Origin of the sequence: Pseudomonas sp. BP01 (genome assembly GCF_022760795.1) — a bacterium.
Taxonomy (GTDB): domain Bacteria; phylum Pseudomonadota; class Gammaproteobacteria; order Pseudomonadales; family Pseudomonadaceae; genus Aquipseudomonas; species Aquipseudomonas putida_Q.
In genome coordinates, this window is the sequence record NZ_JAFBKA010000010.1 from 125075 (window position 1) to 150684 (window position 25610).

The 25610-nt window shown below is 64.7% G+C and carries 22 protein-coding genes; 17 read left to right on the forward strand and 5 right to left on the reverse strand.

The window, feature by feature from the left end; genetic code table 11:
• The first annotated feature begins 37 nt into the window (after nt 1–37).
• The 6 genes from JOY50_RS11490 to tadA all read left to right on the forward strand — a co-directional run bounded on the left by JOY50_RS11490 (nt 38) and on the right by tadA (nt 6737).
• Nucleotides 38–793 (forward strand): sulfite exporter TauE/SafE family protein, encoded by a 756-nt coding sequence (locus tag JOY50_RS11490; RefSeq protein WP_132843859.1) that lies wholly within the window; start codon nt 38–40, stop codon nt 791–793.
• A 47-nt stretch (nt 794–840) separates the two neighbouring features.
• The gene (locus JOY50_RS11495; protein WP_132843856.1) at nt 841–1398 is read left to right on the forward strand and encodes a sugar ABC transporter ATPase; all 558 of its coding nucleotides are present in this window, start codon (nt 841–843) and stop codon (nt 1396–1398) included.
• Nucleotides 1399–1484: 86 nt separating this feature from the next.
• Nucleotides 1485–2954 carry an IMP dehydrogenase gene (guaB, locus tag JOY50_RS11500; RefSeq protein WP_012270723.1) on the forward strand — a complete coding sequence of 490 codons (1470 nt, stop codon included), beginning with the start codon at nt 1485–1487 and terminating at the stop codon, nt 2952–2954.
• Between the two features lie 78 nt (nt 2955–3032).
• Nucleotides 3033–4610: a glutamine-hydrolyzing GMP synthase gene (guaA, locus tag JOY50_RS11505; RefSeq protein WP_016501266.1), complete on the forward strand. Its 1578-nt coding sequence runs from the start codon at nt 3033–3035 to the stop codon at nt 4608–4610.
• A gap of 265 nt (nt 4611–4875) precedes the next feature.
• The gene (locus tag JOY50_RS11510; RefSeq protein WP_243055193.1) at nt 4876–6258 is read left to right on the forward strand and encodes a multicopper oxidase family protein; all 1383 of its coding nucleotides are present in this window, start codon (nt 4876–4878) and stop codon (nt 6256–6258) included.
• Entirely contained in the window at nt 6258–6737 is a 480-nt protein-coding gene (gene tadA, locus JOY50_RS11515; RefSeq protein WP_132843850.1) for a tRNA adenosine(34) deaminase TadA, read from the forward strand. The genes JOY50_RS11510 and tadA overlap by 1 nt, the downstream gene beginning before the upstream one ends.
• 110 nt (nt 6738–6847) lie before the next feature.
• Here tadA and mltF read toward each other — a convergent pair whose 3' ends face one another.
• A complete protein-coding gene (gene mltF, locus JOY50_RS11520; protein ID WP_019470322.1) occupies nt 6848–8305 on the reverse strand; it encodes a membrane-bound lytic murein transglycosylase MltF in 1458 nt (485 codons plus the stop codon).
• Between the two features lie 360 nt (nt 8306–8665).
• Between mltF and purL the strand changes: the two genes are divergently transcribed.
• Both purL and JOY50_RS11530 read left to right on the forward strand, forming a co-directional pair.
• Nucleotides 8666–12565, forward strand: coding sequence for a phosphoribosylformylglycinamidine synthase (purL, locus tag JOY50_RS11525; RefSeq protein ID WP_243055194.1), 3900 nt, complete (start codon nt 8666–8668; stop codon nt 12563–12565).
• 3 nt (nt 12566–12568) lie between these two features.
• Complete coding sequence (locus tag JOY50_RS11530) at nt 12569–12880, forward strand: NGG1p interacting factor NIF3 (RefSeq protein ID WP_138737509.1); 312 nt, start codon at nt 12569–12571, stop codon at nt 12878–12880.
• A gap of 105 nt (nt 12881–12985) precedes the next feature.
• Here the strand turns inward: JOY50_RS11530 and tatC are convergent, their stop codons facing one another.
• Genes tatC through tatA form a run of 3 tightly spaced genes read right to left on the reverse strand, consistent with a single transcriptional unit; the run spans nt 12986 to nt 14264 of the window.
• Complete coding sequence (gene tatC, locus JOY50_RS11535) at nt 12986–13744, reverse strand: twin-arginine translocase subunit TatC (protein ID WP_138737510.1); 759 nt, start codon at nt 13742–13744, stop codon at nt 12986–12988.
• A complete protein-coding gene (gene tatB, locus JOY50_RS11540; RefSeq protein WP_132843841.1) occupies nt 13741–14031 on the reverse strand; it encodes a Sec-independent protein translocase protein TatB in 291 nt (96 codons plus the stop codon). The genes tatC and tatB overlap by 4 nt, the downstream gene beginning before the upstream one ends.
• Nucleotides 14031–14264: a twin-arginine translocase TatA/TatE family subunit gene (tatA, locus tag JOY50_RS11545; RefSeq protein ID WP_016501257.1), complete on the reverse strand. Its 234-nt coding sequence runs from the start codon at nt 14262–14264 to the stop codon at nt 14031–14033. The genes tatB and tatA overlap by 1 nt, the downstream gene beginning before the upstream one ends.
• A 145-nt stretch (nt 14265–14409) precedes the next feature.
• Here tatA and gspK point away from each other — a divergent pair, with 145 nt between their 5' ends.
• On the forward strand, nt 14410–15375 hold the full coding sequence (gspK, locus tag JOY50_RS11550) for a type II secretion system minor pseudopilin GspK (RefSeq protein ID WP_138737511.1): 966 nt from the start codon (nt 14410–14412) through the stop codon (nt 15373–15375).
• A gap of 191 nt (nt 15376–15566) precedes the next feature.
• Here gspK and JOY50_RS11555 read toward each other — a convergent pair whose 3' ends face one another.
• A complete protein-coding gene (locus JOY50_RS11555) occupies nt 15567–17642 on the reverse strand; it encodes a PhoX family phosphatase (RefSeq protein WP_138737512.1) in 2076 nt (691 codons plus the stop codon).
• A 224-nt stretch (nt 17643–17866) separates the two neighbouring features.
• Between JOY50_RS11555 and JOY50_RS11560 the strand changes: the two genes are divergently transcribed.
• The 8 genes from JOY50_RS11560 to JOY50_RS11595 are packed head-to-tail and all read left to right on the forward strand — an operon-like array spanning nt 17867 to nt 25610.
• On the forward strand, nt 17867–19507 hold the full coding sequence (locus JOY50_RS11560; protein ID WP_132843832.1) for a lipoprotein UxpA: 1641 nt from the start codon (nt 17867–17869) through the stop codon (nt 19505–19507).
• Nucleotides 19504–19929 (forward strand): pilus assembly protein PilZ, encoded by a 426-nt coding sequence (locus JOY50_RS11565; protein ID WP_132843828.1) that lies wholly within the window; start codon nt 19504–19506, stop codon nt 19927–19929. The genes JOY50_RS11560 and JOY50_RS11565 overlap by 4 nt, the downstream gene beginning before the upstream one ends.
• A 3-nt stretch (nt 19930–19932) precedes the next feature.
• Nucleotides 19933–21699 (forward strand): type II secretion system secretin GspD, encoded by a 1767-nt coding sequence (gene gspD, locus JOY50_RS11570; protein WP_192902549.1) that lies wholly within the window; start codon nt 19933–19935, stop codon nt 21697–21699.
• The gene (locus JOY50_RS11575) at nt 21699–23147 is read left to right on the forward strand and encodes a GspE/PulE family protein (RefSeq protein ID WP_243055205.1); all 1449 of its coding nucleotides are present in this window, start codon (nt 21699–21701) and stop codon (nt 23145–23147) included. The genes gspD and JOY50_RS11575 overlap by 1 nt, the downstream gene beginning before the upstream one ends.
• Nucleotides 23148–23150: 3 nt before the next feature.
• Nucleotides 23151–24353, forward strand: a complete 1203-nt coding sequence (gspF, locus tag JOY50_RS11580; RefSeq protein ID WP_243055195.1) for a type II secretion system inner membrane protein GspF — start codon at nt 23151–23153, stop codon at nt 24351–24353.
• A 17-nt stretch (nt 24354–24370) separates the two neighbouring features.
• Entirely contained in the window at nt 24371–24805 is a 435-nt protein-coding gene (gene gspG, locus JOY50_RS11585; RefSeq protein WP_132843820.1) for a type II secretion system major pseudopilin GspG, read from the forward strand.
• A gap of 2 nt (nt 24806–24807) precedes the next feature.
• Nucleotides 24808–25245, forward strand: a complete 438-nt coding sequence (gene gspH, locus JOY50_RS11590; RefSeq protein WP_132843818.1) for a type II secretion system minor pseudopilin GspH — start codon at nt 24808–24810, stop codon at nt 25243–25245.
• Entirely contained in the window at nt 25242–25610 is a 369-nt protein-coding gene (locus JOY50_RS11595) for a type II secretion system protein GspI (RefSeq protein WP_243055196.1), read from the forward strand. The genes gspH and JOY50_RS11595 overlap by 4 nt, the downstream gene beginning before the upstream one ends.

A 25610-nucleotide genomic window follows, 5' to 3' on the forward strand; every position in this document is an offset into this window, starting at 1 on the left:
TGGCTAACCTTGGCCTGTCTTCCCAGGAATTGTTGCCATGCTCGCCCAACTCTCCTTTTCCGGCCTCGACTGGCTGCCCATCCTGCTGGGTGTCGGTGTTGCCTACATCGTTTTCGGCATTGCCGGTTTCGGTACCGCGCTGGTGGCCGGGCCGGTACTGATACATTTCATGCCGTTGTCGCGCATCATCCCGCTACTGGTGCTGCTGGACTTCGTTGCCGCATTCGGCAACCTGCTGCCGTCGCGCCGGGATGTGGTGCGCAGCGAGTTGCTGCGGCTGTTACCGTTCATGGCCTTGGGCTGCACCTTGGGCGTGGTGTTCCTGCTGCAGCTGAAGTCCGACCTTTTGCTGCTGTTGATGGGCGTGTTCGTGACCGCCTATGCGTTGTACGGGCTGGCAGTGAAAGTGCGGCCGGCCAGCCTGTCGGGCTTGTGGGCGTTGCCGATGGGTACGGCAGGCGGGTTGTTCGGGGCTTTGTTCGGCAGCGGCGGGTTTCTTTATGCCCTTTACCTGAGCGCACGGCTGGAAGTGAAGGAACAGGTACGCGCCACCCAGAGCGCGCTGATCAGCTGCAGCACGGTCGTACGCCTGACGCTGTTCCTGATCGCCGGTGTGTATGCCGACCAAAGCCTGCTGTTGCTCGCCGCCTGCTTGCTGCCGGTCATGTTCGCCGGCCTCTGGGTGGGGCGCCGGCTGACCAACCGGCTGTCGCGTGAGGCCTTTGTTCGCCTGGTCACCTGGCTGGTGCTGGCCAGCGGCCTGGCGTTGATCGGTCGCTACCTGAGCGCCTGAGCGGTAGAATTGCGCCATTACCGGCGTTTTTCAGGCTTGTCCCGTTCATGAACACCCAGAGCATCATCGTTCCCAAGCTGTCCACCGTCCCGGCGCATGAAGCCCGCGCTCGCGCCATCCTGCGCTGGCTGGTACGCGAGAAGGTCGTCGAAGAACAGCTGACTACCTGTGGCCGCACCGGCAACCGCATGGGCCATGCCCTGGCCGCAGGGGCGCGCAAGGTGGCCCTACATCCGGAAAAACTGCCTTTCGACCAGCAGGTCAACGGCATGGAGGTGGTGCTCAAGCGCTGCATCTATACCCCCACCGAAGGTTTTCTCGAAGAAGCCGGTTGCCCGGAGTGCCGGCGCGAGGTTGGCGAGCCGCTGTTCGAAAGCCTGGAAGAGTGGACGCCAGCGGTGACCGACAACTTCACCTGCCCGCTGTGCGGCTTTGAAGATGACATCAATGGCTTCATTTACCTGCAGCCATGTGCCTTTTCCAACCTGGGGTTCATCTTCAACAACTGGGGCGAGGCCGGGTTCACCCAGGCCTTTCTCGACAGCTTTGCCGACTGGCTCGACCAGCCGGTGGCCGTGGTGCAGGTAAAAGTGCCACAAGGCTGACCGAAGGCCCTTATTTTGCATTGAGCGGCGCGCCCTGCATGAGTATAATGGCGCGCTTCCATTTTTCCCGCCCGGGAGCCCCCGCGATGCTGCGTATCAGCCAAGAAGCCCTGACCTTCGACGATATCCTCCTTGTACCTGGCTACTCCGAGGTACTGCCCAATGAAGTCAGTCTCAAGACCCGTTTGACCCGTGGCATCGAGCTGAACATTCCGCTGGTTTCCGCCGCCATGGATACCGTGACCGAAGCACGTCTGGCCATTGCCATGGCCCAGGAAGGCGGCATCGGCATCATCCACAAGAACATGACCATCGAACAGCAGGCCGGCGAAGTGCGCAAGGTCAAGAAGTTCGAGGCTGGCGTGGTCAAGGACCCGATCACCATCGAAGCCGACGCCACCGTGCGTGACCTGTTCGACCTGACCCGCCTGAACAACATCTCTGGTGTTCCGGTGCTGGCGAACGGCGACCTGGTCGGTATCGTCACCTCCCGTGACGTACGCTTCGAAACCCGCCTGGACGCCAAGGTCCGCGACGTGATGACCCCCAAAGAGCGTCTGGTCACCGTCCGCGAAGGCGCCGACAAGAACGAAGTCCGCGAGCTGCTGCACAAGCACCGCCTGGAAAAAGTCCTGATCGTCGACGACAAGTTCAACCTCAAGGGCATGATGACCGTCAAGGACATCGAAAAAGCCAAGGCCTACCCGCTGGCCAGCAAGGACGACCAAGGTCGCCTGCGCGTTGGCGCTGCGGTCGGCACCGGCAAGGACACCGGCGAGCGCGTTGCCGCCCTGGTTGCCGCTGGCGTTGACGTGGTGGTTGTCGACACTGCCCACGGTCACTCCAAAGGCGTGATCGACCGCGTTCGCTGGGTTAAAGAAACCTACCCGCAAGTGCAGGTGATCGGCGGCAACATCGCCACCGGCGCCGCAGCCAAGGCTTTGGCCGAAGCTGGTGCTGACGCCGTCAAGGTCGGTATCGGCCCGGGCTCCATCTGCACCACCCGTATCGTTGCCGGTGTCGGCGTGCCGCAAATCAGCGCCATCGCCAACGTCGCCGCCGCACTGGAAGGCACTGGCGTGCCACTGATCGCCGACGGCGGTATCCGCTTCTCCGGTGACCTGTCCAAGGCCATCGTTGCCGGTGCGTCCTGCGTGATGATGGGTTCGATGTTTGCCGGTACCGAAGAGGCCCCAGGCGAAGTCGAACTGTTCCAGGGCCGCTCCTACAAGGCCTACCGCGGCATGGGCTCGCTGGGTGCCATGGCACAGGCGCAAGGCTCGTCCGACCGTTACTTCCAGGACTCCTCGGCCGGCGCCGAGAAGCTTGTTCCTGAGGGGATCGAAGGCCGCGTGCCTTACAAGGGCGCCCTGGCCGCGATCATCCACCAGCTGATGGGCGGCCTGCGTTCGTCCATGGGCTACACCGGCAGCGCAACCATCGAAGAGATGCGCACCAAGCCGGAATTTGTACGCATCACCGGTGCCGGCATGGCCGAGTCCCACGTGCATGATGTGCAAATCACCAAAGAAGCCCCTAACTACCGCGTAGGCTGAGGCTTCCAGCAATATAAGGATGCGGGGCTGTCACGACAGCCCCGCGTCGTTTCCGATTTCCACTGACGAGATTGAGTCATGGCCCTCGACATTCACGCTCACCGCATCCTGATCCTCGATTTCGGTTCCCAGTACACCCAGCTGATTGCCCGCCGCGTGCGCGAAATCGGCGTGTACTGCGAACTGCACCCGTTCGACATGGACGATGAAGCGATCCGCGAATTCAACCCGCGCGGCATCATCCTCGCTGGCGGCCCCGAGTCGGTCCACGAAGCCAACAGCCCCCGTGCCCCGCAGGCCGTGTTCGACCTGAACGTACCGGTGCTGGGCATCTGCTACGGCATGCAGACCATGGCCGAACAGATGGGCGGCAAGGTCGAAGGCTCCGAGCTGCGTGAGTTCGGTTATGCCCGCGTAGACGTGGTAGGCAAGAGCCGCCTGCTTGACGGCATCGAAGATCATGTTGACGCCGACGGCGTGCTGGGCCTGGATGTGTGGATGAGCCACGGTGACAAGGTCACCCAGATGCCGGGCAACTTCCATGTACTGGCCAGCACCCCGAGCTGCCCGATCGCCGGCATGTTCGACGATACGCGCGGCTACTATGGCGTGCAGTTCCACCCGGAAGTGACCCACACCAAGCAGGGTGGTCGCATCCTGTCCCGCTTCGTGCAGGATATCTGCGGCTGTGAGGCCCTGTGGACCGCCTCCAACATCGTTGAAGACGCCATCGCCCAGGTGCGTGCGCAAGTCGGTTCGGCCAACGTCCTGCTGGGCCTGTCTGGCGGCGTTGACAGCTCGGTGGTTGCCGCACTGCTGCACCGCGCCATCGGCGACCAGCTGACGTGCGTCTTTGTCGACAACGGCCTGCTGCGCCTGCACGAAGGCGACCAGGTGATGGCCATGTTCAAAGAGAACATGGGCGTCAAGGTGATCCGCGCCGACGCTGAAAAGCAGTTCCTCGACAACCTGGAAGGCGAAGCCGACCCGGAGAAGAAGCGCAAGATCATCGGCCGCACCTTCATCGACATCTTCGATGCCGAAGCCAGCAAGCTGGATAACATCCAGTTCCTTGCCCAAGGCACCATCTACCCGGACGTGATCGAGTCGGCTGGCGCCAAGAGCGGCAAGGCCCACGTGATCAAGTCGCACCACAACGTGGGTGGCCTGCCGGAGGAAATGAACCTCAAGCTGGTCGAGCCGCTGCGTGAACTGTTCAAGGACGAAGTGCGCAAGATCGGCCTGGAACTGGGCCTGCCGTACGACATGGTCTACCGCCACCCGTTCCCGGGCCCGGGCCTGGGCGTGCGCATCCTGGGTGAAGTGAAGAAGGAATACGCCGATATCCTGCGTCGCGCCGACCACATCTTCATCGAAGAACTGCGCAAGGCCGACTGGTACCACAAGACCAGCCAGGCGTTCGTGGTGTTCCAGCCGGTCAAATCGGTGGGTGTTGTTGGCGACGGCCGTCGCTACGCTTGGGTTGTTGCCCTGCGTGCCGTCGAGACCGTGGACTTCATGACCGCGCGTTGGGCACACCTGCCATACGAGCTGCTGGAAACCGTCAGCGGCCGTATCATCAACGAAATCGAAGGCATCTCGCGCGTTACCTACGACGTGTCGAGCAAGCCGCCGGCCACCATCGAGTGGGAATAAGTTGAGCCACAAGGGCGCCGCAAGGCGCCCTTGTTGTATCTGTCGCCTGTCCCGGCCCATTCGCGGGTAAACCCGCTACCACAAGTACTGCGCAGGCCTCAAAAACTGTGTGGTCTCTGTGGGAGCGGGTTCACCCGCGAAGAGGCCAGCCCAGGCAAAACAACACTTCACTTAATCTTTCCCATTTGCAGGTGTATCGTATTCGCCCTTCATTGCCAGCCACTGCTGGCAGCTTGATTGCGCAGAACACGAGGTACCCGCACCGATGTCCTTCACCCGTCGACAAATGCTCAAGGGCCTGACCGGCCTGGTTGTGGTTGGCCTGGGCGCCGGTGGCGCGGCGCGTTACTGGCTGGGCAAGGTCGAAGACGACAACGCCGGGCATGACTACGAGCTGATCGCCGCGCCCTTGGACGTCGAGCTGGTGCCGGGCTTCAAGACCGAGGCCTGGGCTTTTGGCCCCTCGGCACCGGGCACCGAGTTGCGCGTGCGCCAGGGCACCTGGTTGCGGGTACGCTTCATCAACCACCTGCCGGTGGAAACCACCATCCACTGGCATGGCATTCGCCTGCCGCTGGAAATGGACGGAGTGCCCTATGTGTCGCAACTGCCGGTAAAACCGGGCGAGTACTTCGACTACAAGTTCCGCGTGCCGGACGCCGGCAGCTACTGGTACCACCCGCATGTCAGCAGTTCCGAAGAGTTGGGGCGCGGCCTGGTCGGCCCGTTGATCGTCGAAGAGCGCGAGCCTACAGGGTTCCAGCATGAGCGCACGTTGAGCCTGAAGAACTGGCATGTGGACGAGCAGGGGGCTTGGCTGCCTTTCAGCATCCCTCGCGAGGCGGCGCGCAACGGCACCGCCGGGCGCTTGATCACCATCAATGGCCAGGCTGACTCGGTTACCGAGCTGCCGGCCGGCCAAGTGGTGCGGGTGCGCCTGCTGAACCTGGACAACACCTGGACCTATCGCCTGAACCTCAAGGGCAACTGCGAGGCGAAAATCTATGCCCTGGACGGCAACCCGGTGACCCCGCGCCCCTTGGAAGACGAGTACTGGCTTGGCCCGGGCATGCGCATCTGTCTGGCCATCCGTATTCCCCAAGCGGGTGAGGAGATCTCCCTGCGCGACGGTTTCGTGCGCCTGGGTACACTGCGTTCAGTGCCCAGTAACGACGCGGCGGGTGACTGGCCGCCAGCGCTGCCGCCCAACCCGATCGCCGAGCCGGACCTGGAGAATGCCGAAAAGCTCAACTTCAATTTCGAGTGGGCGGCCAGCGTCTCTGTCACCCCCAACCCGGACAAACCCTCTAGCATGTGGCAGATCAACGGCCAAGCCTGGGATATCACCGACAAGACCTGCGCCGACCGCCCCATCGCCACGTTAAAAAAGGGCAAGAGCTACATCTTCGAGCTCAAGAACATGACCCAGTACCAGCACCCCATCCACCTGCACGGCATGAGCTTCAAGGTGATCGCCTCCAACCGTCACGACATCAAGGACCCGTGGTTCACCGACACCTACCTGCTGGGCAAGAACGAGCGCGCCCAGGTAGCGCTGGTGGCGGATAACCCGGGTACCTGGATGTTCCATTGCCACGTCATCGACCATATGGAAACCGGCCTGATGGCCGCGATCGCGGTGGTCTGATGCGTCCGCAGATCATCGATCGCAGCCGTGATCAGGAATTCATGCACCTGGCGCTGGCGCTGGCGGCCGAGGGCGCGGCCCTTGGCGAAGTGCCGGTGGGGGCGGTGCTGGTGCAGCATGGGCAGGTGATCGGCCAGGGGTTCAACCGGCCGATCATCGACAGCGACCCTAGTGCGCATGCCGAGATGGTGGCGATCAGGGCTGCAGCCAGGTCGGCCAGCAACTACCGGCTGCCCGGCAGCACCCTGTATGTGACCCTGGAGCCGTGCAGCATGTGTGCGGGGCTGATCGTGCATTCGCGGGTGATGCGCGTGGTATTTGGTGCGCTCGAGCCCAAGGCAGGCATTGTGCAGAGCCAGGGGCAGTTCTTCAGCCAGGGGTTCCTCAACCACAGGGTGATGGTGGAGGGCGGGGTGTTGGCGCAGGAGTGCGGGCAGATCCTCAGCGACTTCTTCAAGGCCCGCCGGGCCAAGGCTTGACCTGAACCGGCCTCTTCGCGGGCATGCCCGCTCCCACAGGAATATCAACTCCCTTGGGGCTGCGCTGTACCTGTGGGAGCGGGCGCGCCCGCGAAGAGGCCGGTGCAGGCCTACATCGGCGGCGACTGTTCCGCCGGCTTGGTCTTGTTGACCCCGGGCACATGCAGGTTGCCCTCGGCCACCTGGCCTTCGAGCTGTGGCTGGGTCACCCAGGTGAGGATGTCGTAGTAACGACGGATGTTGGCCACGAAGTGCACCGGCTCGCCGCCACGGGCATAACCGTATTTGGTCTGCCGATACCACTGCTTCTGCGACAGGCGCGGCAGCATCTTCTTCACGTCCAGCCACTTGTTAGGGTTGAGCTTCTCGCGCTTGGCCAGGGTTCGGGCGTCTTCCAGGTGGCCACTGCCGACGTTGTAGGCAGCCAGGGCGAACCAGGTGCGGTCCGGCTCCTGGATACTGTCGTCCAGCTCTGCCTTGATCTTCATGAAGTACTTGGCACCACCCTGGATGCTCTGTTTCGGGTCCAGCCGGTTGGACACACCCATGGCCTGGGCGGTGCGCTGGGTCAGCATCATCAGGCCGCGAACACCGGTCTTGGAGGTGACCTCCGGCTGCCACATCGATTCCTGGTAGCCGATGGCGGCCAGCAGGCGCCAGTCCACCTGCTCGACCTTGGCGTAGCTCTTGAAGTGTTTTTCGTACTTGGGCAGGCGCTGTTGCAGGTGTTGGGCGAAGGTGTAGGCACCCACATAACCCAATACGTCGACATGGCCGTAATAACGGTCTTTCAGGCGTTGCAGGGTGCCGTTCTTCTGCGCCTTGTCGAGAAATTCGTTGATTTCGTTAAGCAGGCTGTTGTCTTCGCCCGCTGCCACTGCCCAGCGCTGGTCGCGGGTGTCGCCCACGTCGAAGGCCACGCGTACGTTGGGGAAGTACACCTGGTTCATCGCCAGTTCGTTGGAGTCGACCAGGGTCAGGTCGATCTGGCCTTCGTCGACCATGCGCAACAGGTCGACCACCTCCACGGCATCCGACTCTTCATAGTCCAGGCCAGGGTTCTGCTTTTTCAGCTCGGCCAGCAGGTCGGCATGGCTGCTGCCTTTGAGCACCATGATTTTCTTGCCGACCAGGCCCTTGGCGTTGGTCGGGCGGGGGCGGCCGTTGCGGTAGATGACCTGTGGGGTGACTTCCAGGTACGGGTGCGAGAATTTGGCCTGGGCCGCGCGCCGCTCGCTGCTGACCAGGCCGGCGGCTGCCAGCACCGGGCCGGAGGGCTTGCCGAGGTCGTCGAACAGCTCATCGAGGTTGTCGGCAGTCTCGATCTCCAGCTTCACCCCGAGATCGTCGGCGAAATGCTTGACCAGCTCGTACTCGAAACCGGTTTCGCCGTTGCGGTCCTGGAAGTAGGTGGCCGGGCTGTTGCGGGTGATCACGCGCAGCACGCCATCCTCCTTCACGCGCTCGAGGGTGCTGGGTTTTTCAACGCAGGCACCGAGCAGCAGAAAGAGTCCGGTTGCGAAAAGCCATTTGGCGCAACGCTGGCGCAAAGCAGTGTGGGCGAACATAGGTTGCAGTATACGCAAAGGACCGGTTCAACCATATCTCGACAACGGTTAGCTTGTCTGGTAGCGCTTTCTGTGCAATGTCAGCGTCCCCGCTTGGCTGTAGGAGCGGCCTTGTGTCGCGATGGGGCCCGCAGCGGCCCCAAAATCTGAGTGCCGGCACAAATCGCCGGGGGCTGCTACGCAGCCCATCGCGACACAAGGCCGCTCCTACAGGGACTGTGTGCGGCGGGTGGTTTTTTTTGACCCGAAAGTCCGGTTACGCCGCCCGGCAGCCGTGGCGTAGAGCGGGTGCCGAAAGCCATCGAATTAGGCTAGAATGCACGGCCTCTAAGCACACCCCTTCCTGAGGCTGTCCCGACGATGTTGATCCTGCGCGGCGCTCCTGCCCTTTCTGCCTTTCGCCACGGTAAATTACTCGAGCAACTGAGCCAGAAAGTCCCCGCTGTTACTGGTTTGTATGCCGAATTCGCCCACTTCGCCGATGTCGATGGCGAGCTGACCGCCGACCAGCAGCAGGTGCTGGGCCGTCTGCTCAAGTACGGCCCGAGCGTGCCGGTACAGGAGCCGACCGGCCGCCTGTTCCTGGTCGTGCCGCGCCTGGGCACCATTTCGCCGTGGGCCAGCAAGGCCAGCGACATCGCCCACAACTGCGGCCTGCAGTCGATTCAGCGCCTGGAGCGCGGTATCGCCTACTACGTGGCCGGCACCCTGAGCGACGCTGATGCCGCACTGATTGCCGCCGAACTGCACGACCGCATGACCCAGCGCGTGCTCGGCCAGCTGGAGCAGGCGTCCGACCTGTTCAGCCACGCCCAGCCCAAACCGATGACCTCGGTGGACATCCTGGCCGGTGGCCGTGATGCCCTGGCCCAGGCCAACATCGACCTGGGCCTGGCCCTGGCCGAAGACGAGATCGACTACCTGGTCGCTGCCTTCCAGGGGCTCAAACGCAACCCGAACGACATCGAACTGATGATGTTCGCCCAGGCCAACTCCGAGCACTGCCGCCACAAGATCTTCAACGCCAGTTGGGACATCGACGGCCAGGCTCAGGAAAAAAGCCTGTTCGGCATGATCAAGAACACCTACCAGATGCACAGCGAAGGCGTGCTGTCTGCGTACAAGGACAACGCCTCGGTCATCGTCGGTAACGTGGCCGGCCGCTTCTTCCCGAACCCTGAAACCCGCCAGTACGGCGCGGTGCAGGAGCCGGTGCACATCCTGATGAAGGTGGAAACCCACAACCACCCGACCGCCATTGCCCCGTTCTCCGGCGCCTCCACCGGCTCCGGTGGCGAAATCCGCGACGAAGGTGCTACCGGCCGTGGCGCCAAGCCCAAGGCGGGCCTGACCGGTTTCACCGTGTCCAACCTGCGCATTCCGGGCTTCGAACAGCCTTGGGAGCAGGCCTACGGCAAGCCTGAGCGTATCGTCGACGCCCTCGACATCATGATCGAAGGCCCTCTGGGTGGCGCGGCGTTCAACAACGAATTCGGTCGCCCGGCCCTGACCGGTTACTTCCGTACGTTCGAGCAGGCCATCAACACCCCGCACGGCGAAGAAGTGCGCGGCTACCACAAGCCGATCATGCTGGCCGGTGGCATGGGCAACATCCGTGAAGACCACGTGCAGAAGGGCGAGATCACCGTCGGCGCCAAGCTGATCGTGCTCGGCGGCCCGGCCATGCTGATCGGCCTGGGCGGCGGCGCCGCTTCGTCGGTGGCGACCGGTGCCAGTTCGGCTGACCTGGACTTCGCCTCGGTACAGCGCGAAAACCCGGAAATGGAGCGCCGTTGCCAGGAGGTCATCGACCGCTGCTGGCAGCTGGGCGACAACAACCCGATCGCTTTCATCCACGACGTGGGCGCCGGCGGTATCTCCAACGCCTTCCCCGAGCTGGTCAACGACGGTGGCCGTGGTGGCCGCTTCGAGCTGCGTAACGTGCCCAATGACGAGCCGGGCATGGCCCCGCACGAAATCTGGAGCAACGAATCGCAAGAGCGTTACGTGCTGGCCGTCAGCGCGGTCGACTTCGAGCGTTTCCAGGCCATCTGCGAGCGTGAGCGTTGCCCGTTTGCCGTGGTCGGTGAAGCAACCGAAGAGCCGCACCTGACCGTAAGCGACAGCCACTTCGGCAACACGCCTGTGGACATGCCGCTGGACGTGCTGCTGGGCAAGCCGCCGCGCATGCACCGTTCGGTTACCCGCGAAGCCGAGCTGGGCGATGACTTCGACCCGAGCGAGCTGGACCTGGACAACGCCGTGCAGCGCGTGTTGAACCACCCGGCCGTGGCCAGCAAGAGCTTCCTGATCACCATCGGCGACCGCACCATCACCGGCCTGGTTGCCCGCGACCAGATGGTCGGCCCGTGGCAGGTACCGGTCGCCGACTGCGCCGTCACCGCCACCAGCTTCGACGTCTACACCGGTGAAGCCATGGCCATGGGCGAGCGCACCCCGCTGGCGCTGCTGGATGCCCCGGCGTCCGGGCGCATGGCGATCGGCGAAACCCTGACCAACCTGGCGGCTTCGCGCATCGACAAGCTGTCCGACATCAAACTGTCGGCCAACTGGATGTCCGCCGCTGGTCACCCGGGTGAAGACGCCCGCCTGTACGACACCGTCAAGGCTGTCGGCATGGAGCTGTGCCCGGAGCTGGGCATTACCATTCCGGTCGGCAAAGACTCGATGTCGATGAAGACCAAGTGGAGCGATGAGGGCGGCGAGAAGAGCGTCACCTCGCCAATGTCGCTGATCATCACCGGCTTTGCCCCGGTCACCGACATCCGCAAGACCCTGACCCCTGAGCTGCGCATGGACAAGGGCGAAACCGACCTGATCCTGATCGACCTGGGCCGTGGCAAAAACCGCATGGGCGCCTCGATCCTGGCCCAGACCTACGGCAGGATCGCTGCCCAGGCACCGGACGTCGACGACGCCGAAGACCTCAAGGCCTTCTTCGCCGTGATTCAGGGCCTGAACGCCGACGGCCACCTGCTGGCCTACCACGACCGCTCCGACGGCGGCCTGGTCACCACCGTGCTGGAAATGGCCTTCGCCGGCCACTGCGGCCTCGACCTGCAACTCGACCCACTGACTGACAACCGCAAGGACGTCCCGGCCATCCTCTTCAACGAAGAGCTGGGTGCGGTCATCCAGGTTCGCCAGGATGCCACCCCGGACGTACTGGCACAGTTCAGCGCCGCTGGCCTGGGCGAAGAGTGCGTCGCGGTGATCGGCAAGCCGGTCAACAACGCCGAAGTGTCCATCAGCCTGAACGGCGAAGTGCTGTTCGACGACGACCGTCGCATGCTGCAGCGTCAGTGGGCCGAGACCAGCTACCAGATCCAGCGCCTGCGCGACAACGCTGACTGCGCCGACCAGGAATTCGACCTGCTGCTCGAGGAAGACAACCCGGGCCTGTCGGTCAAGCTGGGCTTCGACGTCAACGACGACATCGCCGCGCCGTACATCAAGAAGGGCGTGCGCCCGCAAGTGGCCATCCTGCGTGAACAGGGTGTCAACGGCCAGGTCGAGATGGCAGCCGCCTTCGACCGCGCCGGTTTTGCCGCCATCGACGTGCACATGAGCGACATCCTCGCGGGCCGTGTCGACTTCGAGGCCTTCAAGGGCCTGGTCGCCTGCGGTGGCTTCTCTTACGGTGACGTGCTGGGCGCCGGTGAAGGCTGGGCCAAGTCGGCGCTGTTCAACGCCCGTGCCCGGGACGCCTTCCAGGCCTTCTTCGAGCGTACCGACAGCTTCGCCCTGGGCGTGTGCAACGGTTGCCAGATGATGTCCAACCTGCACGAGCTGATTCCGGGCACCGAGTACTGGCCGCACTTCGTGCGTAACCGCTCGGAGCAGTTCGAGGCACGCGTGGCCATGGTCGAGGTGCAGAAGTCCAACTCGATCTTCCTGCAGGGCATGGCCGGTTCGCGCATGCCAATCGCCATCGCCCACGGCGAAGGTCATGCCGAGTTCGCCAATGAAGCGGCACTGCTGGAAGCCGACCTGTCCGGTTGCGTGGCCCTGCGCTACGTCGACAACCACGGCAAGGTCACCGAAGCGTACCCGGCCAACCCGAACGGCTCGCCGCGTGGTATCACCGGCCTGACCAGCCGTGACGGCCGCGTGACCATCATGATGCCGCACCCGGAGCGTGTGTTCCGCGCCGTGCAGAACTCCTGGCGCCCGGATGAGTGGCAGGAAGATGCCGCGCTGATGCGTATGTTCCGCAACGCGCGGGTGTGGGTGAACTAAGGCGTGTACAAGCTCGCCTTCTTCGTCCCCTCCAGCCACGTCGAAGTGGTCAAAGCCGCCGTGTTCGCTGCGGGTGGCGGGCGCATCGGTGACTATGACCACTGCGCCTGGCAAACCCTGGGCCAGGGCCAGTTCCGCCCGTTGGACGGCAGCCAGCCGTTCCTCGGGCAAACAGGCCAGGTCGAGGTGGTGGAGGAGTGGAAGGTAGAGCTGGTGGTGGCTGACGAACTGATAGCCCAGGTCGTCGCTGCGCTCAAGCAGAGCCACCCGTACGAGACGCCAGCCTATGAGGTCTGGCGGCTCGCCGAGTTCTAGACCGCATCAAGGCCATCGCCGGCAAGCCAGCTCCCACAGGGATATCAGCATTTTCAGATCCTGTGATATCCCTGTGGGAGCTGGCTTGCCGGCGATAGGGCCCTGTCAGCCAGCCACAATTTCCTTGCCTTGCTCAGGCTGCTTCAACATTCCACAAGCCAGCAACCCCACCTCGAACAGCACCCACATCGGCACCGCCAACATCGTCTGCGAAAACACATCCGGTGGCGTCAGGATCATCCCCACCACAAAGCACCCGACGATCACATAGGGCCTGCTGCGCCGTAACGTGGCCACATCGGCCAACCCCACCCAGACCACGATGAACGTCGCCACCGGGATCTCGAACGCCAGCCCGAACGCCAGAAACAGCGCCAGGATAAAGTCCAGGTACTGGCTGATATCGGTCATCATCGCCACGCCGTCCGGCGTCACGCTGGCAAAGAAACCGAACATCATCGGGAAGACCAGGAAAAACGCAAACGCCATGCCGGCATAGAACAGCACGATGCTCGACACCAGCAGCGGCAGGGCAATGCGCCGCTCACGGCGGTACAGCCCCGGCGCCAGAAAACCCCAGGCCTGGTGCAGCAGCAGCGGCATGGCCAGGAACAGTGCGCACATTGCGGTCAGCTTGAACGGCGTCAGAAACGGCGAGGTTACGCTGGTGGCGATCATGCTGGCGCCTTCTGGCAAAAAGCGCCGCAGCGGTTCGGATATGAGCGTGTACAACGTCTGGGCGAAGGGGAAGAGGCCGGCGAACACCAATGCCACCAGTGCCAGGCTACGCACCAAGCGTTTGCGCAGGTCGCGCAGGTGTTCGGTCAGCGGCATGCTGGCCGCCGGGTCCATGGCAATACTCATGAGGCGTGTTCCTTGGGGGCGGCGACCGTTGCGGCATCATTGGCCGGCGCCGTGTTCAGGCTGATGCCTTGGCGGATTTCCTGTTCCAGGCGCTGCAACGGTGCGCTGTCGAGGTTTGGCAACTCGATTTCGCGCTCTACCTGCGTGCGCAAGGCGTGCATGGCCCGGCGCGCCTGGCCCAAGCCGCGCCCGAGGGTGCGCGCTGCCACCGGCAGACGCTCCGGGCCCAGCACCAGCAGCGCGACGACGCCAACCAGCAGCAACTCGCTGAAGCCTACCTCGAACATCAGGCCTGACGGTCCGCTTGAGGCTGCTGCGTGGCCTGGCCGGTCAGCGGGGCCTGTTGCTGAACCTGCGCCTGGCCAGGTGCGTTGGCGTCAGCATCGCCGCCCATGGACTTGCGAAAACCCTGGATCGCCTCGCCCACATCGCTGCCCAGGCCCTTGAGGCGCTTGGTACCAAACAGTAGAAATACGATCAGCAGTACGATCACCAGTTGCCAGATTCCAATGCCACCCATTGCGACCACTCCTGTAAGGTCATGAAAAGGAAGGGCAATCCTGCCTCGTGTAGATGACGTGCACATGACGATGGGGCATTGCCATCTACCTGCAACACGCCGCGTGTTGACTGGCGTCTTTATTCCGCAAGCGAGGGACGCACGGATGGGTGGCAGGCAACAGCAGGGTGCGGCCCTGCTGATGGTGATGGTGGTGCTGGCAATGCTGGCGGCGGGCATGGCCTGGTTGGTGGAAGATGGCCGGCGCCAGGTGGATGACGTGCGCCTGCTGCACCAGCGGGTGCAGGCGCGGGCCATGGAGCAGGCTGGCCTGGCCTATGCCGAGCAGGCCCTGCGCGACCCCGCCTGGCGGCTTAGCCCGCTGTTCTGGCAGGCCTTGCGTGGGCAGCCACTTAACTACGATTTTGGCGCCGGTCAGGCGCAGCTGCGGGTGCGCGACCAGCACACCTGCTTCAACGTCAATGCGCTGCTGGGGGCCGATGGCGAGCGCGCCGAGCACCAGTTGCGTTACCTGCTGGGCGACGACATGGCCGCCGAACGCCTGGTCGATGCGCTGGCTGACTGGCTCGACGCCGACAGCGATACCCGCCTGCAGGGCGCCGAAAGCGCACAGTACCTGCGCCAGCAACCGCCGCGCCTGGCCGCCAACCAGCCGATGCTTGACGCCAGCGAGCTGAACCTGTTGCTGGAGCCCGACGCGGCCCGCCAGGCGCGTTACCCGATGCTGTGCGCCTTGCCCCAGGTCACCGGCTGGCGCCTGAACGCCAATGCGCTTGGGCTGGAGCACCTTCCGTTACTGGAGGCGCTGTACGAAGGGCGCTATTCACGGTCGCTGCTCAGCCGCATCATCAGCGGGCGGCCGGCGTCGGGGTACGTGGATGCGGCCGCGTTGCGCCAGGCGCTGGGGGCGGTGGATGACGAAACGTTTGAACGGCTGAGCGAGGGTTTGCTGCTCAACAGCGGGTACTTCCTGCTGCAGCTGTCGTTCGAGGAAGAGGGGCGGGTGATGCGCAGCGAATTCCAGGTGGAGGCGCTAGGGGTGGTGCAATGGCATGCCCGGGTGCCGGCGCAGCAAGTGCGGGTACGTAGCCGCGAGCCGATGGCCTGGTAGGGCTTGAGATTGCCGGGGCTGCTGTGCAGCCCTTTCGCCGGCAAGCCAGCTCCCACAGGAAACCTCGATATTCAGAGGCTGTGTATCCCCTGGCTCCCACAGGAAACCAAGGCATTCATGGCCTGTGATATCCCTGTGGGAGCTGGCTTGCCGGCGAAAGGGCCGCAAAGCGGCCCCCGGAAACAGGTCGATCAGGCAGTCCCGATTTCCCCGCCATCATTGCGCTGAATCACTACCGTCGAAGCCCGCGGCCGAACGGTGGCACCAGCTGGGGTCGCATCGGTAGCCTTGTCGGTATACGGCCAGTTCCCCGGGTGCTGAATGTTGACGAACAGCGTCTTGTTGTCCGGGGTAAACGCAATCCCGGTCACTTCGCACTCATTCGGCCCAACGAAGAAGCGGCGCAGGTCCACCTGGTTCTGTGCGTTCACCGGCACCTGCTTGCCGGTGGCGTCCACCAGGTCGGTGGGGATCACCGCCAGCAACTGGTCGTTGGTGTAATCGGTGAGGGTGCTCTCGCCGTTGTCGGTCTCGAACCACAACACGCCGCGGCTATCGAAGCTCATGCCGTCGGGGCTGGCGAACTGGTTCAGTTCGGTCAGGCCGGAGCGGTTGATGTCGGCAGTACCGGCGGCGTTTGCGCCGAACACGAAGATGTCCCAGGTAAAGCTCAACTGGTCGTCGCTGTCATGCCAGCGAATGATGTGGCCGTGGCGGTTAGGGCCACGCGGGTTGGCCGCATCGACCTTTTCCGGGGTGCGTGCGCTGTTGTTGGTCAGGGTCAGGTACACGTCGCCGTTCAGCGGGTTGACCGTCGTCCATTCCGGGCGGTCCATCGGTGTTGCGCCCAAAGCATCGCCGGCACCACGTGTGTTGAGGATGATGCCTGGCAGGTCACCATACAGCGCACCCAGGGTACTGCCGCCCGTGGTGGCAGTGGCCACGTCCAGCAGCAGCCATACGCCGGTGCCATCGGCATTGAAGCGCGCCACATAGAGCTTGCCCTGGTCCAGGTACTTGGCGCCGGTGGCCAGGCGGTCGGCCGGATTGGCGTCGGCGGCGTCCCACACGGCGGTGGACACCCATTTGTACAGGTACTCGTTGTTCGAGTCGTCACCCATGTACCACACCAGCGGCTTGCCGGCGACTGGCAGGCCTGGGGCGCAGCCCTCGTGGCGGAAGCGGCCCAGCGCGGTGCGCTTGGTGGCCAGGGTGCTGCTGTTGTACGGGTCGATCTCGACAATGTAGCCGTAGGTGCTGGCTTCGTTGCGGTAGTCGTCGGTGGCACTGGCGCCCTTGACGGTGACGTCGAAACGGGCGAACTCGTCGGCCACTTCGGTGCTGTCACCGGCAGCGCTTTCCCACTTGTACTGGCCGCTGGAGGTGCCCACGCCAATGCGGCGCTGGTCTTCAGGGCGGGTTCCCTTGTTGACGAAGATGCCCGGCCAGTTCTCTTCACAGGTCAGGTAGGTGCCCCACGGGGTGTAACCGTTGCCGCAGTTGTTGTTGGTACCGCGGCAGTGGGTACCGGCGGCGGAGTACTTGGTCTTGACGTGGTCGGTGCCGCGCAGCGGGCCGGTGATTTCCATGCGCGAAGCCGTGGTGAAGCGGCGGTTCAGCGGGTCGTTGTCGACCACCTGCCACCGGCCGCTGACTTTCTGCAGGCGCACCACGCCAGCCCCGTGGGCATTGATTTCCTTGCGCACCTCCTCGACCGGGCGCTTGCCGTTGACATCGGTGGTCGGGCCGGCCGGGTGCAGGGCGGCGGCGTCGATGTACTCGAAGTTGATCGCAAGCAGGCCGTCTTCCGAGCTGCCGTTGATGGGGAAGAAGTGCATGCCGTCATGGTGCATGCCCATGGCGTTGGCCTGGTCGGTCGAGGTGTTGCTGCCGTCGGGCTTCCACGGGTTGGCGTTGCTGTTCAGCGGCGTGCCCCAGGGCGCCAGCACGTAGGCGCTGTAGCCGGCGGCAACCACACAGGCGTCGGTGCGCGAGCCCGGGATGGACTGGAAGCCCAGTGCCAGTTTCGGCACTTCCGGCTCGGTGACAGGCGGCTCGGTCACCGGTGGCTCGGTGACCGGATCATCGTGATCGGAACCACCCCCGTCGAAGCAGCCTGTCAGGCCGGTACCGGCGATCATGGCGATGGCGGCGCCTAGGCTGCCGCGCATCACGCTGCGGCGGCTCAGGTAGGCGTCCATGACGTTGGCCATCGGCATATTGCCGCTTTGGTTCCGGTCCAGGTTGTCGCCGGTATCTCGACTCATCAGGGTGTCCTTGTAGTGGCTGAGTTAGAGGAACCCGCGACTTTAGGGGGGAAATATGATGATTGATTGGCAGAAATGTTAAGGGGTTTTTAAAACGACTCGCTCTTAGAGGGCCTTCTGACAGATCAATTTGGAATTGCTGTCGGATTTCTGCCATCAAACTGTAATGCCAACGCCGCAACATCCGGATCCCGGAATGAATGTGGAAAAGGATGGCAGGTGCGATGGCGAGCAGTGTGCACAGGCGCGAAGTGATTGGCTGGATGGGGGTCGGGGCATTGGCACCGCTGCTCGGCGCCTGTTCTGCCTTCCCTGGACAGCAGGGCGGCAACGCCCGGCTCGACCTGTTGTACGTAGCCGATACGCTCGATGCCCGCCAACCCGGCCAGGCCGTGGTGCCAGCGACCCGCCTGGGGCCGGTCAGCCACTTGGGCCGCGCGCCGTGGATGACTGGCAGCAGCGCCAGCCTTGCCTACCCGCAACTGGCACCGCTGCTAGATGCCAGCCAGGCAACAGCAGCCCAGCTCGGCGGCTACGCGGTGCTAGCCGCCCTGCTGGAGCAACTGCGCGGCGAGGCCGGCGCAGGCAACAGCCTGACCCTGGAGAATGGCCAGGGCTGGAACGGCAGTGGCCTGGCTTACCTGACCCAGGGCGAAAGCGGGGTGCAGGGCAGCCAACTGCTGGGCATCGAAGCGCGGGTCAGCAGTGACGAGCGTGTGCTGTGGCCACAACGCAGCGCCGGCCTTTATCGCCAGGCGGGTGCAGTTTCCCTCGGCGCCGGCCTGGCTGACGGGCAACGCCAGGCCCTGGGCCTGGACGCCTTGCACGTCTTCGAGCGCGGCGGCGCCCGGGTTGCGGTGGTCGGCGTGACCGACCCCTATGCCCAGGACCAGAAAGCCTCCCTCAAACTGTGGTACCAGTCGCTGCAGCCCGTGTTCGAGCAGGCCCGGCGCGAGGCCGACCTGGTGGTGGCCATGGCCGATGTCGGCACCGGCCCCGGCCTGTGGCTGGCCGAGCGGTTGCCACAAATCGATGTGCTGTTGTGCGCCCGTGGCCAGGACCTGTGGCCGGCGCCCGTCGAGGTAACCCAGGCCAGTGGTCGCCGTGTACCGGTGCTGTTTGCCGGTTGCCGGGGCAGCGGAGCCTTCCGCCTGCGCTGCCAGCGCGTGGCCGGGCTGTGGCAGTTCGATGGGCGTTTCTTCCCGGCGTTTGAACAACAACTGGCCCCTGCCGCGCAGCTGCGTGTCGGCCCATTGCAGGCAGAACTGCGCCAGCAACGTGCCGGCCATGCGGCGTGGCTCGATCAACCGCTGGCCCGCGCGCCACAGGCCTTGTGGCGCCGCGATACCCGTGGCGGCAGTTGGGACCGTCTGCTGCATCAGGCCTTGGCCGATGACAGCAGCATGCCCGTGCTGCTGCCCGGCCTGCGTTACGACTACCCGCTGCCCGCCGGGGCGTCGATCACACGCGAACACCTGATCAGCCTCACCGGTGGCTACCCGGCGCCGGTGGTCGAAGCGCCGGCCCGGCAGGTGGAGCAAGTGCTGGAGAACGCTGCAGAGCAGCTGTTCGGCGACCCGCTGCTGCTGGACAACAGCCAGGATTTGCCACGCTGGCAGGGCCAGGCCTGGCGGGTCAGTTATAGCCCGCAAGGCAAGCGCATCACTGGGCTGGAGCCGGTGCAGGGCCTGTGCCGCACCTTCGGCCTGCAGTTTGAAAGCCAGGCTGGCGAACCCCTGTGGCAACGGGTCGAAGCCTGGCTTGCCCAGCAGCGTAGCGACTGGCAACTGGCGCCGCTGCAACTGCCCGAAGTGCGTTACGTGCAGGGGCACCCGGGCTGGCACCCACGGCAGTTGGCCTCGTGACACTCGCCTCGCGCTTGTTCACCGGCGCTGGCCTGACGCTGGCCGGCTGGCTGGCCGCCCAGTGCGTGCTGCAACTGAGCCGCCAGCCGCAACCGGCCATGGCGCCGACGGCAGCCGTAAGCCCGCTGCCAGGGCTGATGGTCGGGCACTGGCAAGCGCCCATCGACGACGGCGCCATCGCCATTACCCGCCTGCCATTGCACTACCTCGGCGGCCTCAGGGCGCAGCCACTGTCTTCCAGTGTGGTGGTGCTGCGCTACGGCGAGCAGGTGCGCACCCTGGCCCGCGGTCAGCGTCTGGCGCCGGGGATCGTGCTGCAGGACATCGACACCGATGGCCTGATTTTCAACAACCAGGGGCGGCGTGAACGCCTGCCCTGGCCGCCACGCCCCGCCGTGACCGGCTTCAAGCGGCAAGGATGAACGATGCCTGTTAGATACTGCGTGGCCGCCGTGCTGAGCCTGGCCCTGGCCACAGGCCTGCCAGAGGCCCGCGCCGAAGAGCCGGTGTTCGATGAAAACGGCACGCCGATGTACGAGGTGAACTTCGTCGACACCGAACTGGGCGAGTTCATCGACAGCGTGTCGCGCATCACCGGCACCACCTTCATCGTCGACCCAAGGGTCAAGGGCAAGGTCACCGTGCGCACCGTCGACCTGCACGACGCCGATGCCATCTACGACATCTTCCTGGCGCAGTTGCGCGCCCAAGGCTACGCCACCGTCGACCTGCCCAACGGCAGCGTGAAGATCGTCCCCGACCAGGCCGCGCGCCTGGAACCGGTGCCGGTGGAGGCGGGTGGACAGCAGGGTGAAGGCAGTGACAGCGTGGCGACCCGGGTATTCAACGTGCGCAACGCCGCCAGCGAGCAGGTGCTGGGCATCCTCAAACCGCTGATCGACCCACGGGTCGGGGTGATCACACCGTACCCGGCGGCGCACCAGTTGGTGGTGACCGACTGGCGCAGCAACCTGGACCGTATCGCCAGCCTGCTGCGCCAGCTCGACCGCCCCCAGGAAGCACCCGGCAGCGGCAGTACCCAAGTCATCTACCTGCGGCACGCCAACGCAGGTGAAGTGGTCAAGGTGCTGCGCGGGCTTGGTCAGGAAGGCATGGCGCCAGCTGAAGGCGCAAGCGAAGGGGAGGGCAAGGACAAGCCGGTGATGGCCACCGCCGGTGGCCCGGGCATTCGCCTGGAGTACGAAGAAGGCACCAACGCCGTGGTCATGGTCGGCACCGACAGCGAGCTGGCGGCCTACCGCAGCATCGTCGAACAGCTGGACATCCGCCGTGCCCAGGTGGTGGTGGAGGCCATCATCGCCGAGGTGTCCGACAGCAGCGCCCAGGAGCTGGGGGTGCAATGGCTGTTTGCCGACGAAAAATTCGGCGCCGGCATCGTCAACTTCGGCAGCAACGGGGTGAATATCGCCAATATTGCCGGGGCTGCTGCCGGTGGCGACAACGAGGCGCTTGGCGACCTGTTGTCCACGACTGCCGGCGCCACGGCGGGCATCGGCCATTTCGGCGGCGGGTTCAACTTTGCCATGCTGGTCAATGCACTGAAGGGCAAGAGCGGCTTCAACCTGCTGTCCACGCCCACCCTGTTGACCCTGGACAACGCCGAAGCGTCGATCCTGGTCGGCCAGGAAGTGCCCTTCGTTACCGGCTCGGTCACGCAAAACAACGCCAACCCGTACCAGACCATCGAGCGCAAAGAGGTCGGGGTAAAACTGCGCATCAAGCCGCAGATCAACATCGATAACAGCGTGCGCCTGGACATTGTCCAGGAAGTGTCGTCGATCGCCGAGTCCAGCGCGGCCAGCGACGTGATCACCAACAAGCGCGAGATCAAGACCAAGGTCATGGTCGAGGATAATGGCCTGGTCATTCTCGGCGGCCTGATCAGCGACGAGTTGAGCACCAGCAACCAGCGCGTGCCGCTGCTCGGTGACATCCCTTACCTGGGCCGGCTGTTCCGCTCCGATGCTAGCAAGAACACCAAGCAGAACCTGATGGTGTTCATCCGCCCGCGCATTCTGCGGGACGGGCCGAGCCTGGCCGGGCTTAGTGAAGAAAAGTACCGCACCTTGCAGCAGACCACGCCGCTGCAACTGCCGGACCTTGCAGAGGGCACGCCGCTGTTGCAGGTGTTCCCCTCCAGCCGCGCACGCCTCGAAGGCGGTGCCTGGTGATGTTGCCGTATCGCCAGGCACGCCAGAGCGGGGTAGCCATGACCACGACGGAACAGGGCTGGCAGCTGTGGCTGCGGCCCGACGCCGACAGCGCCCAGGTGCAGGAGCTGCTGCGGGTACATGGCCAGCCCTGCATGCTCCAATACCTGGAACCTGCCGTGTTCGACGAGCGCCTCGGCCAGCTGTACCAGGCTGGCGATGGCGCCACTGAAACGCTGATCGAAGGCATTGGCGACCAGGTCGACCTGGACAGCCTGATGAGCGAGATGCCACAGATCGAAGACCTGCTGGAAAGCGATGACGAAGCCCCGGTGATCCGCCTGATCAACGGCCTGTTCGGCCAGGCCCTGCGCCTGCGCGCCTCGGATATCCACATAGAAACTTTCGAGCAAAGCCTGGTGGTGCGCCTGCGGGTGGATGGGCACCTGCGCGAAGTGTTGCGCCCGCCGCGTGCGCTGTCGGCCATGCTGGTGTCGCGGATCAAGGTCATGGCCCGCCTGGATATCGCCGAGAAGCGCCAGCCCCAGGACGGCCGTATTACCCTGCGTGCGGCAGGGCGCGAGGTGGATGTGCGGGTTTCGACCCTGCCCGGCATTCATGGCGAGCGCGTGGTCATGCGTGTGCTCGACAAGCAGGCCAGCTTGCTGGCGCTGGGCAACCTGGGCATGCCGCCAGCGGTGTTGCAGGGCCTGCGCAGTTGCCTGGCGCGGCCCAACGGTATCGTGCTGTCCACCGGCCCGACCGGTTCGGGCAAAACCACCACCCTGTACGCGAGCCTCAACAGCCTCAACGATGGCAGCCGCAACATCCTCACCGTCGAGGACCCGGTGGAGTACGCCATCGCCGGCATTGGCCAGACCGCCATCAACCCGCGTGCGGGGCTGACCTTCGCCAGTGGCCTGCGCGCCATCCTGCGCCAAGACCCGGACGTGATCATGCTCGGCGAAATCCGTGACCAGGAAACCGCGCAGATCGCCGTGCAGGCCAGCCTGACCGGGCACCTGGTGCTGTCCACCCTGCACACCAACAGTGCCGTGGGTGCGGTGACCCGCTTGCGCGACATGGGCATCGAGCCGTTTTTGATCGCCTCGTGCCTGCGCGGTGTGCTGGCCCAGCGCCTGGTGCGGCGTTTGTGCAGTTGCGCCGTGGCGCAGCCGCTGCAAAATGCCGAGCGTGACCTGTGGCCAGAACTGACGGCGCTGGGCAGCACCTACCACGCGGTCGGCTGCGAGCAGTGCCAGGGCAGCGGCTATGTCGGGCGCCTGGGCCTGTACGAATTCATCGAACTGGATGCCGGGCTGATCGGCTTGCTGTATGACGGCGCCAGTGAACTGGCCATGCAGGACTATCTGGCCGGACGCCGGCAGAGCCTGGTCGCGATGGCCAGCGACTGCCTGGCCCGTGGCGAGACCAGCCTGGCCGAAGTACTGCGTGTGGTGCAGGGCTAAGGTATGCCGACTTATCGCTACCTGGCCGTCGACCTCGCCGGCAAGACCCGCAAGGCCAGCCTGCAGGCTGACAGCGAACGCCATGCGCGCCAGTTGCTGCGCGAGCAGGGCCTGTTTGCCCGCCAGTTGCAGCGCCAGGAGGTCGGCAATCGGCAACCCCGGCGCCAGCGTTTGAGCCGGGCCCAGCTGTGTGAGCTGACCCGTCAGCTGGCCACATTGACCGGTGCCGGCATCCCCTTGGTCGACGCCTTGGGCACCCTCGAACGCCAACTGCGTCAGCCTGCCCTGCACAGTGTGCTGGTGGCCCTGCGCGGCTCCCTCGCCGAAGGCCTGGGCCTGGCCCGTAGCCTGGCGCGCCAGGGGGCGCCGTTCACTGGCTTGTACTGCGCGCTGGTCGAGGCCGGCGAACGTTCCGGGCGCCTGGCACAGGTGTTGACCCGGCTGGCCGATCACCTGGAGCAGGTACAACGGCAACAACACAAGGCGCGTACAGCGCTGATCTACCCCACCGTATTGATGGGCGTATCGCTTGCCGTGGTCATCGGCCTGATGACTTTTGTCGTGCCCAAGCTCACCGAACAGTTTGCCCACGCCGGGCAAAGCCTGCCGCTGATCACCGCGTTGCTGATCGGCCTGAGCCAGGGGCTGGTGCAGGCCGGGCCCTGGTTGCTGGGGCTGGCGCTATTGACGGGTGGGCTCGGCACTTGGCTGCTGCGCAAGCCGCACTGGTGCCTGCGCCGTGACCAGTTGCTGTTGCGCCTGCCGCGTATCGGCAGCTTGTTACAGGTGCTGGAAAGCGCACGCCTGGCACGCAGCCTGGCGATTCTCAGCGGCAGCGGCGTGGCCCTGCTCGAAGCCTTGCAAGTGGCCACCGAAACCGTCGGCAACCGGCGTATCCGCCTGGCCATGGAGCAGGTGCACCAGCAAGTGCAGGGCGGCACCAGCCTGCACCGTGCGCTGGATGCCAGCCAGCAATTCCCGCCGCTGCTGGTGAACATGGTCGGCAGCGGCGAGGCCAGCGGCACCTTGGCCGACATGCTCGAGCGCGTGGCCGACGACCAGGAGCGTGGCTTTGCCCGCCAGGTGGATACCGCCATGGCGCTGTTCGAACCCCTGATGATCCTGGTGATGGGCGCCGTGGTGCTGTTCATCGTGCTGGCGGTGTTGCTGCCGATCATGCAACTCAACCAGGGCCTGCAACTGTGAATACAAGGAGTACTGCCATGCAGCATCAACGTAACCGCCAGCGCGGTTTCACCCTCATGGAAATCATGGTGGTGATCTTCATCATCGGCCTGCTGATTGCCGTGGTCGCGCCCAGCGTGCTGGGCAACCAGGACAAGGCCATGAAGCAGAAGGTAATGGCCGACCTGGCCACCCTGGAGCAGGCGCTGGACATGTACCGCCTGGACAACCTGCGCTTTCCCAGCACTGAACAGGGCCTGGCCGCACTGGTGAAAAAACCGAGCCAGGAACCGCTGCCGCGGGCCTGGCGCAGTGACGGCTATGTGCGCCGCCTGCCGGAAGACCCGTGGGGCACCCCGTACCAATACCGCATGCCCGGTGAGCATGGCCGGGTCGATATCTATTCGCTGGGTGCCGACGGCCAGCCTGGCGGTGAAGGCCAGGATGCCGACCTGGGTAACTGGGCGCTGTAAGGGTGAGCCGTCAGCGGGGCTTCAGCCTGATCGAGTTGCTGGTGGTGCTGGCCATCGCCGGCCTGATGACGGGGCTGGCAGTGGCCGGGCTCGGCAGCGGCCAGGCGCGTGTCGATCAGGCCCTGCAACGCCTGGCCAGCGAAACCCGGGCCCAGGCGGCGCTGGCCCGGCATGCCGGGCAACTGCGTGGGCTGCGCTGGAATGGCCAACGGCCGGAGTTCGTGCGGCGTGAGGGCAATGCCTGGGTGGCCGAAGCGGTCGGGCTTGGCGACTGGCCCAAGGGCCTGCACCCGGACTGGCCCGCCAGCCCGCAGCCCCACTTGCTGTTCACCCCGCACGGCTGGGCACAGTCGGGCAGTGTGCGCTGGCGCTGGGCCGATGGCAGCCAGCAATGGGCGTGGGGCCGCGATGGCCGCTTGCAGGTGGCGGTTGCGCCATGAAGCACCGTCAGCGTGGCTTCACCTTGCTGGAGGTGACTGTGGCCCTGGCGATTGCCGCCGTGCTGGCGGTGATCACCAGCCAGGTCCTGCGTCAGCGCCTGGCCGTGCAGCACAACCTGCAACAACACCGCCTTGGCCTGTTGTGTGCCCGTGAACTGCAAACCCGATTCGCCGTGGAGCAATTCTGGCCTTCTGCCAATCAGGTGAAGGGTGAGCTGAGCCAGGGTGGCCAGCCGTGTCATTGGCAACTGCAACTGCGCCGCACCGGCGTGCGCGACCTGCGCCGTGGCGAACTGCAACTGTACGCCGACCGCGACCAGCGCGTGCCACTGGGCCAGTACACCGTGTTTCTGGAGCGCCCATGA

Coding starts and splice junctions, on each gene's coding strand:
- JOY50_RS11490 (WP_132843859.1), top strand. CDS start 38: ATGCTCGCCCAACTCTCCTTTTCCGGCCTCGACTGGCTGCCCATCCTG.
- JOY50_RS11495 (WP_132843856.1), top strand. CDS start 841: ATGAACACCCAGAGCATCATCGTTCCCAAGCTGTCCACCGTCCCGGCG.
- guaB (WP_012270723.1), top strand. CDS start 1,485: ATGCTGCGTATCAGCCAAGAAGCCCTGACCTTCGACGATATCCTCCTT.
- guaA (WP_016501266.1), top strand. CDS start 3,033: ATGGCCCTCGACATTCACGCTCACCGCATCCTGATCCTCGATTTCGGT.
- JOY50_RS11510 (WP_243055193.1), top strand. CDS start 4,876: ATGTCCTTCACCCGTCGACAAATGCTCAAGGGCCTGACCGGCCTGGTT.
- tadA (WP_132843850.1), top strand. CDS start 6,258: ATGCGTCCGCAGATCATCGATCGCAGCCGTGATCAGGAATTCATGCAC.
- mltF (WP_019470322.1), bottom strand. CDS start 8,305: ATGTTCGCCCACACTGCTTTGCGCCAGCGTTGCGCCAAATGGCTTTTC.
- purL (WP_243055194.1), top strand. CDS start 8,666: ATGTTGATCCTGCGCGGCGCTCCTGCCCTTTCTGCCTTTCGCCACGGT.
- tatC (WP_138737510.1), bottom strand. CDS start 13,744: ATGAGTATTGCCATGGACCCGGCGGCCAGCATGCCGCTGACCGAACAC.
- tatB (WP_132843841.1), bottom strand. CDS start 14,031: ATGTTCGAGGTAGGCTTCAGCGAGTTGCTGCTGGTTGGCGTCGTCGCG.
- tatA (WP_016501257.1), bottom strand. CDS start 14,264: ATGGGTGGCATTGGAATCTGGCAACTGGTGATCGTACTGCTGATCGTA.
- gspK (WP_138737511.1), top strand. CDS start 14,410: ATGGGTGGCAGGCAACAGCAGGGTGCGGCCCTGCTGATGGTGATGGTG.
- JOY50_RS11555 (WP_138737512.1), bottom strand. CDS start 17,642: ATGAGTCGAGATACCGGCGACAACCTGGACCGGAACCAAAGCGGCAAT.
- JOY50_RS11560 (WP_132843832.1), top strand. CDS start 17,867: ATGGCGAGCAGTGTGCACAGGCGCGAAGTGATTGGCTGGATGGGGGTC.
- gspD (WP_192902549.1), top strand. CDS start 19,933: ATGCCTGTTAGATACTGCGTGGCCGCCGTGCTGAGCCTGGCCCTGGCC.
- JOY50_RS11575 (WP_243055205.1), top strand. CDS start 21,699: ATGTTGCCGTATCGCCAGGCACGCCAGAGCGGGGTAGCCATGACCACG.
- gspF (WP_243055195.1), top strand. CDS start 23,151: ATGCCGACTTATCGCTACCTGGCCGTCGACCTCGCCGGCAAGACCCGC.
- gspG (WP_132843820.1), top strand. CDS start 24,371: ATGCAGCATCAACGTAACCGCCAGCGCGGTTTCACCCTCATGGAAATC.
- JOY50_RS11595 (WP_243055196.1), top strand. CDS start 25,242: ATGAAGCACCGTCAGCGTGGCTTCACCTTGCTGGAGGTGACTGTGGCC.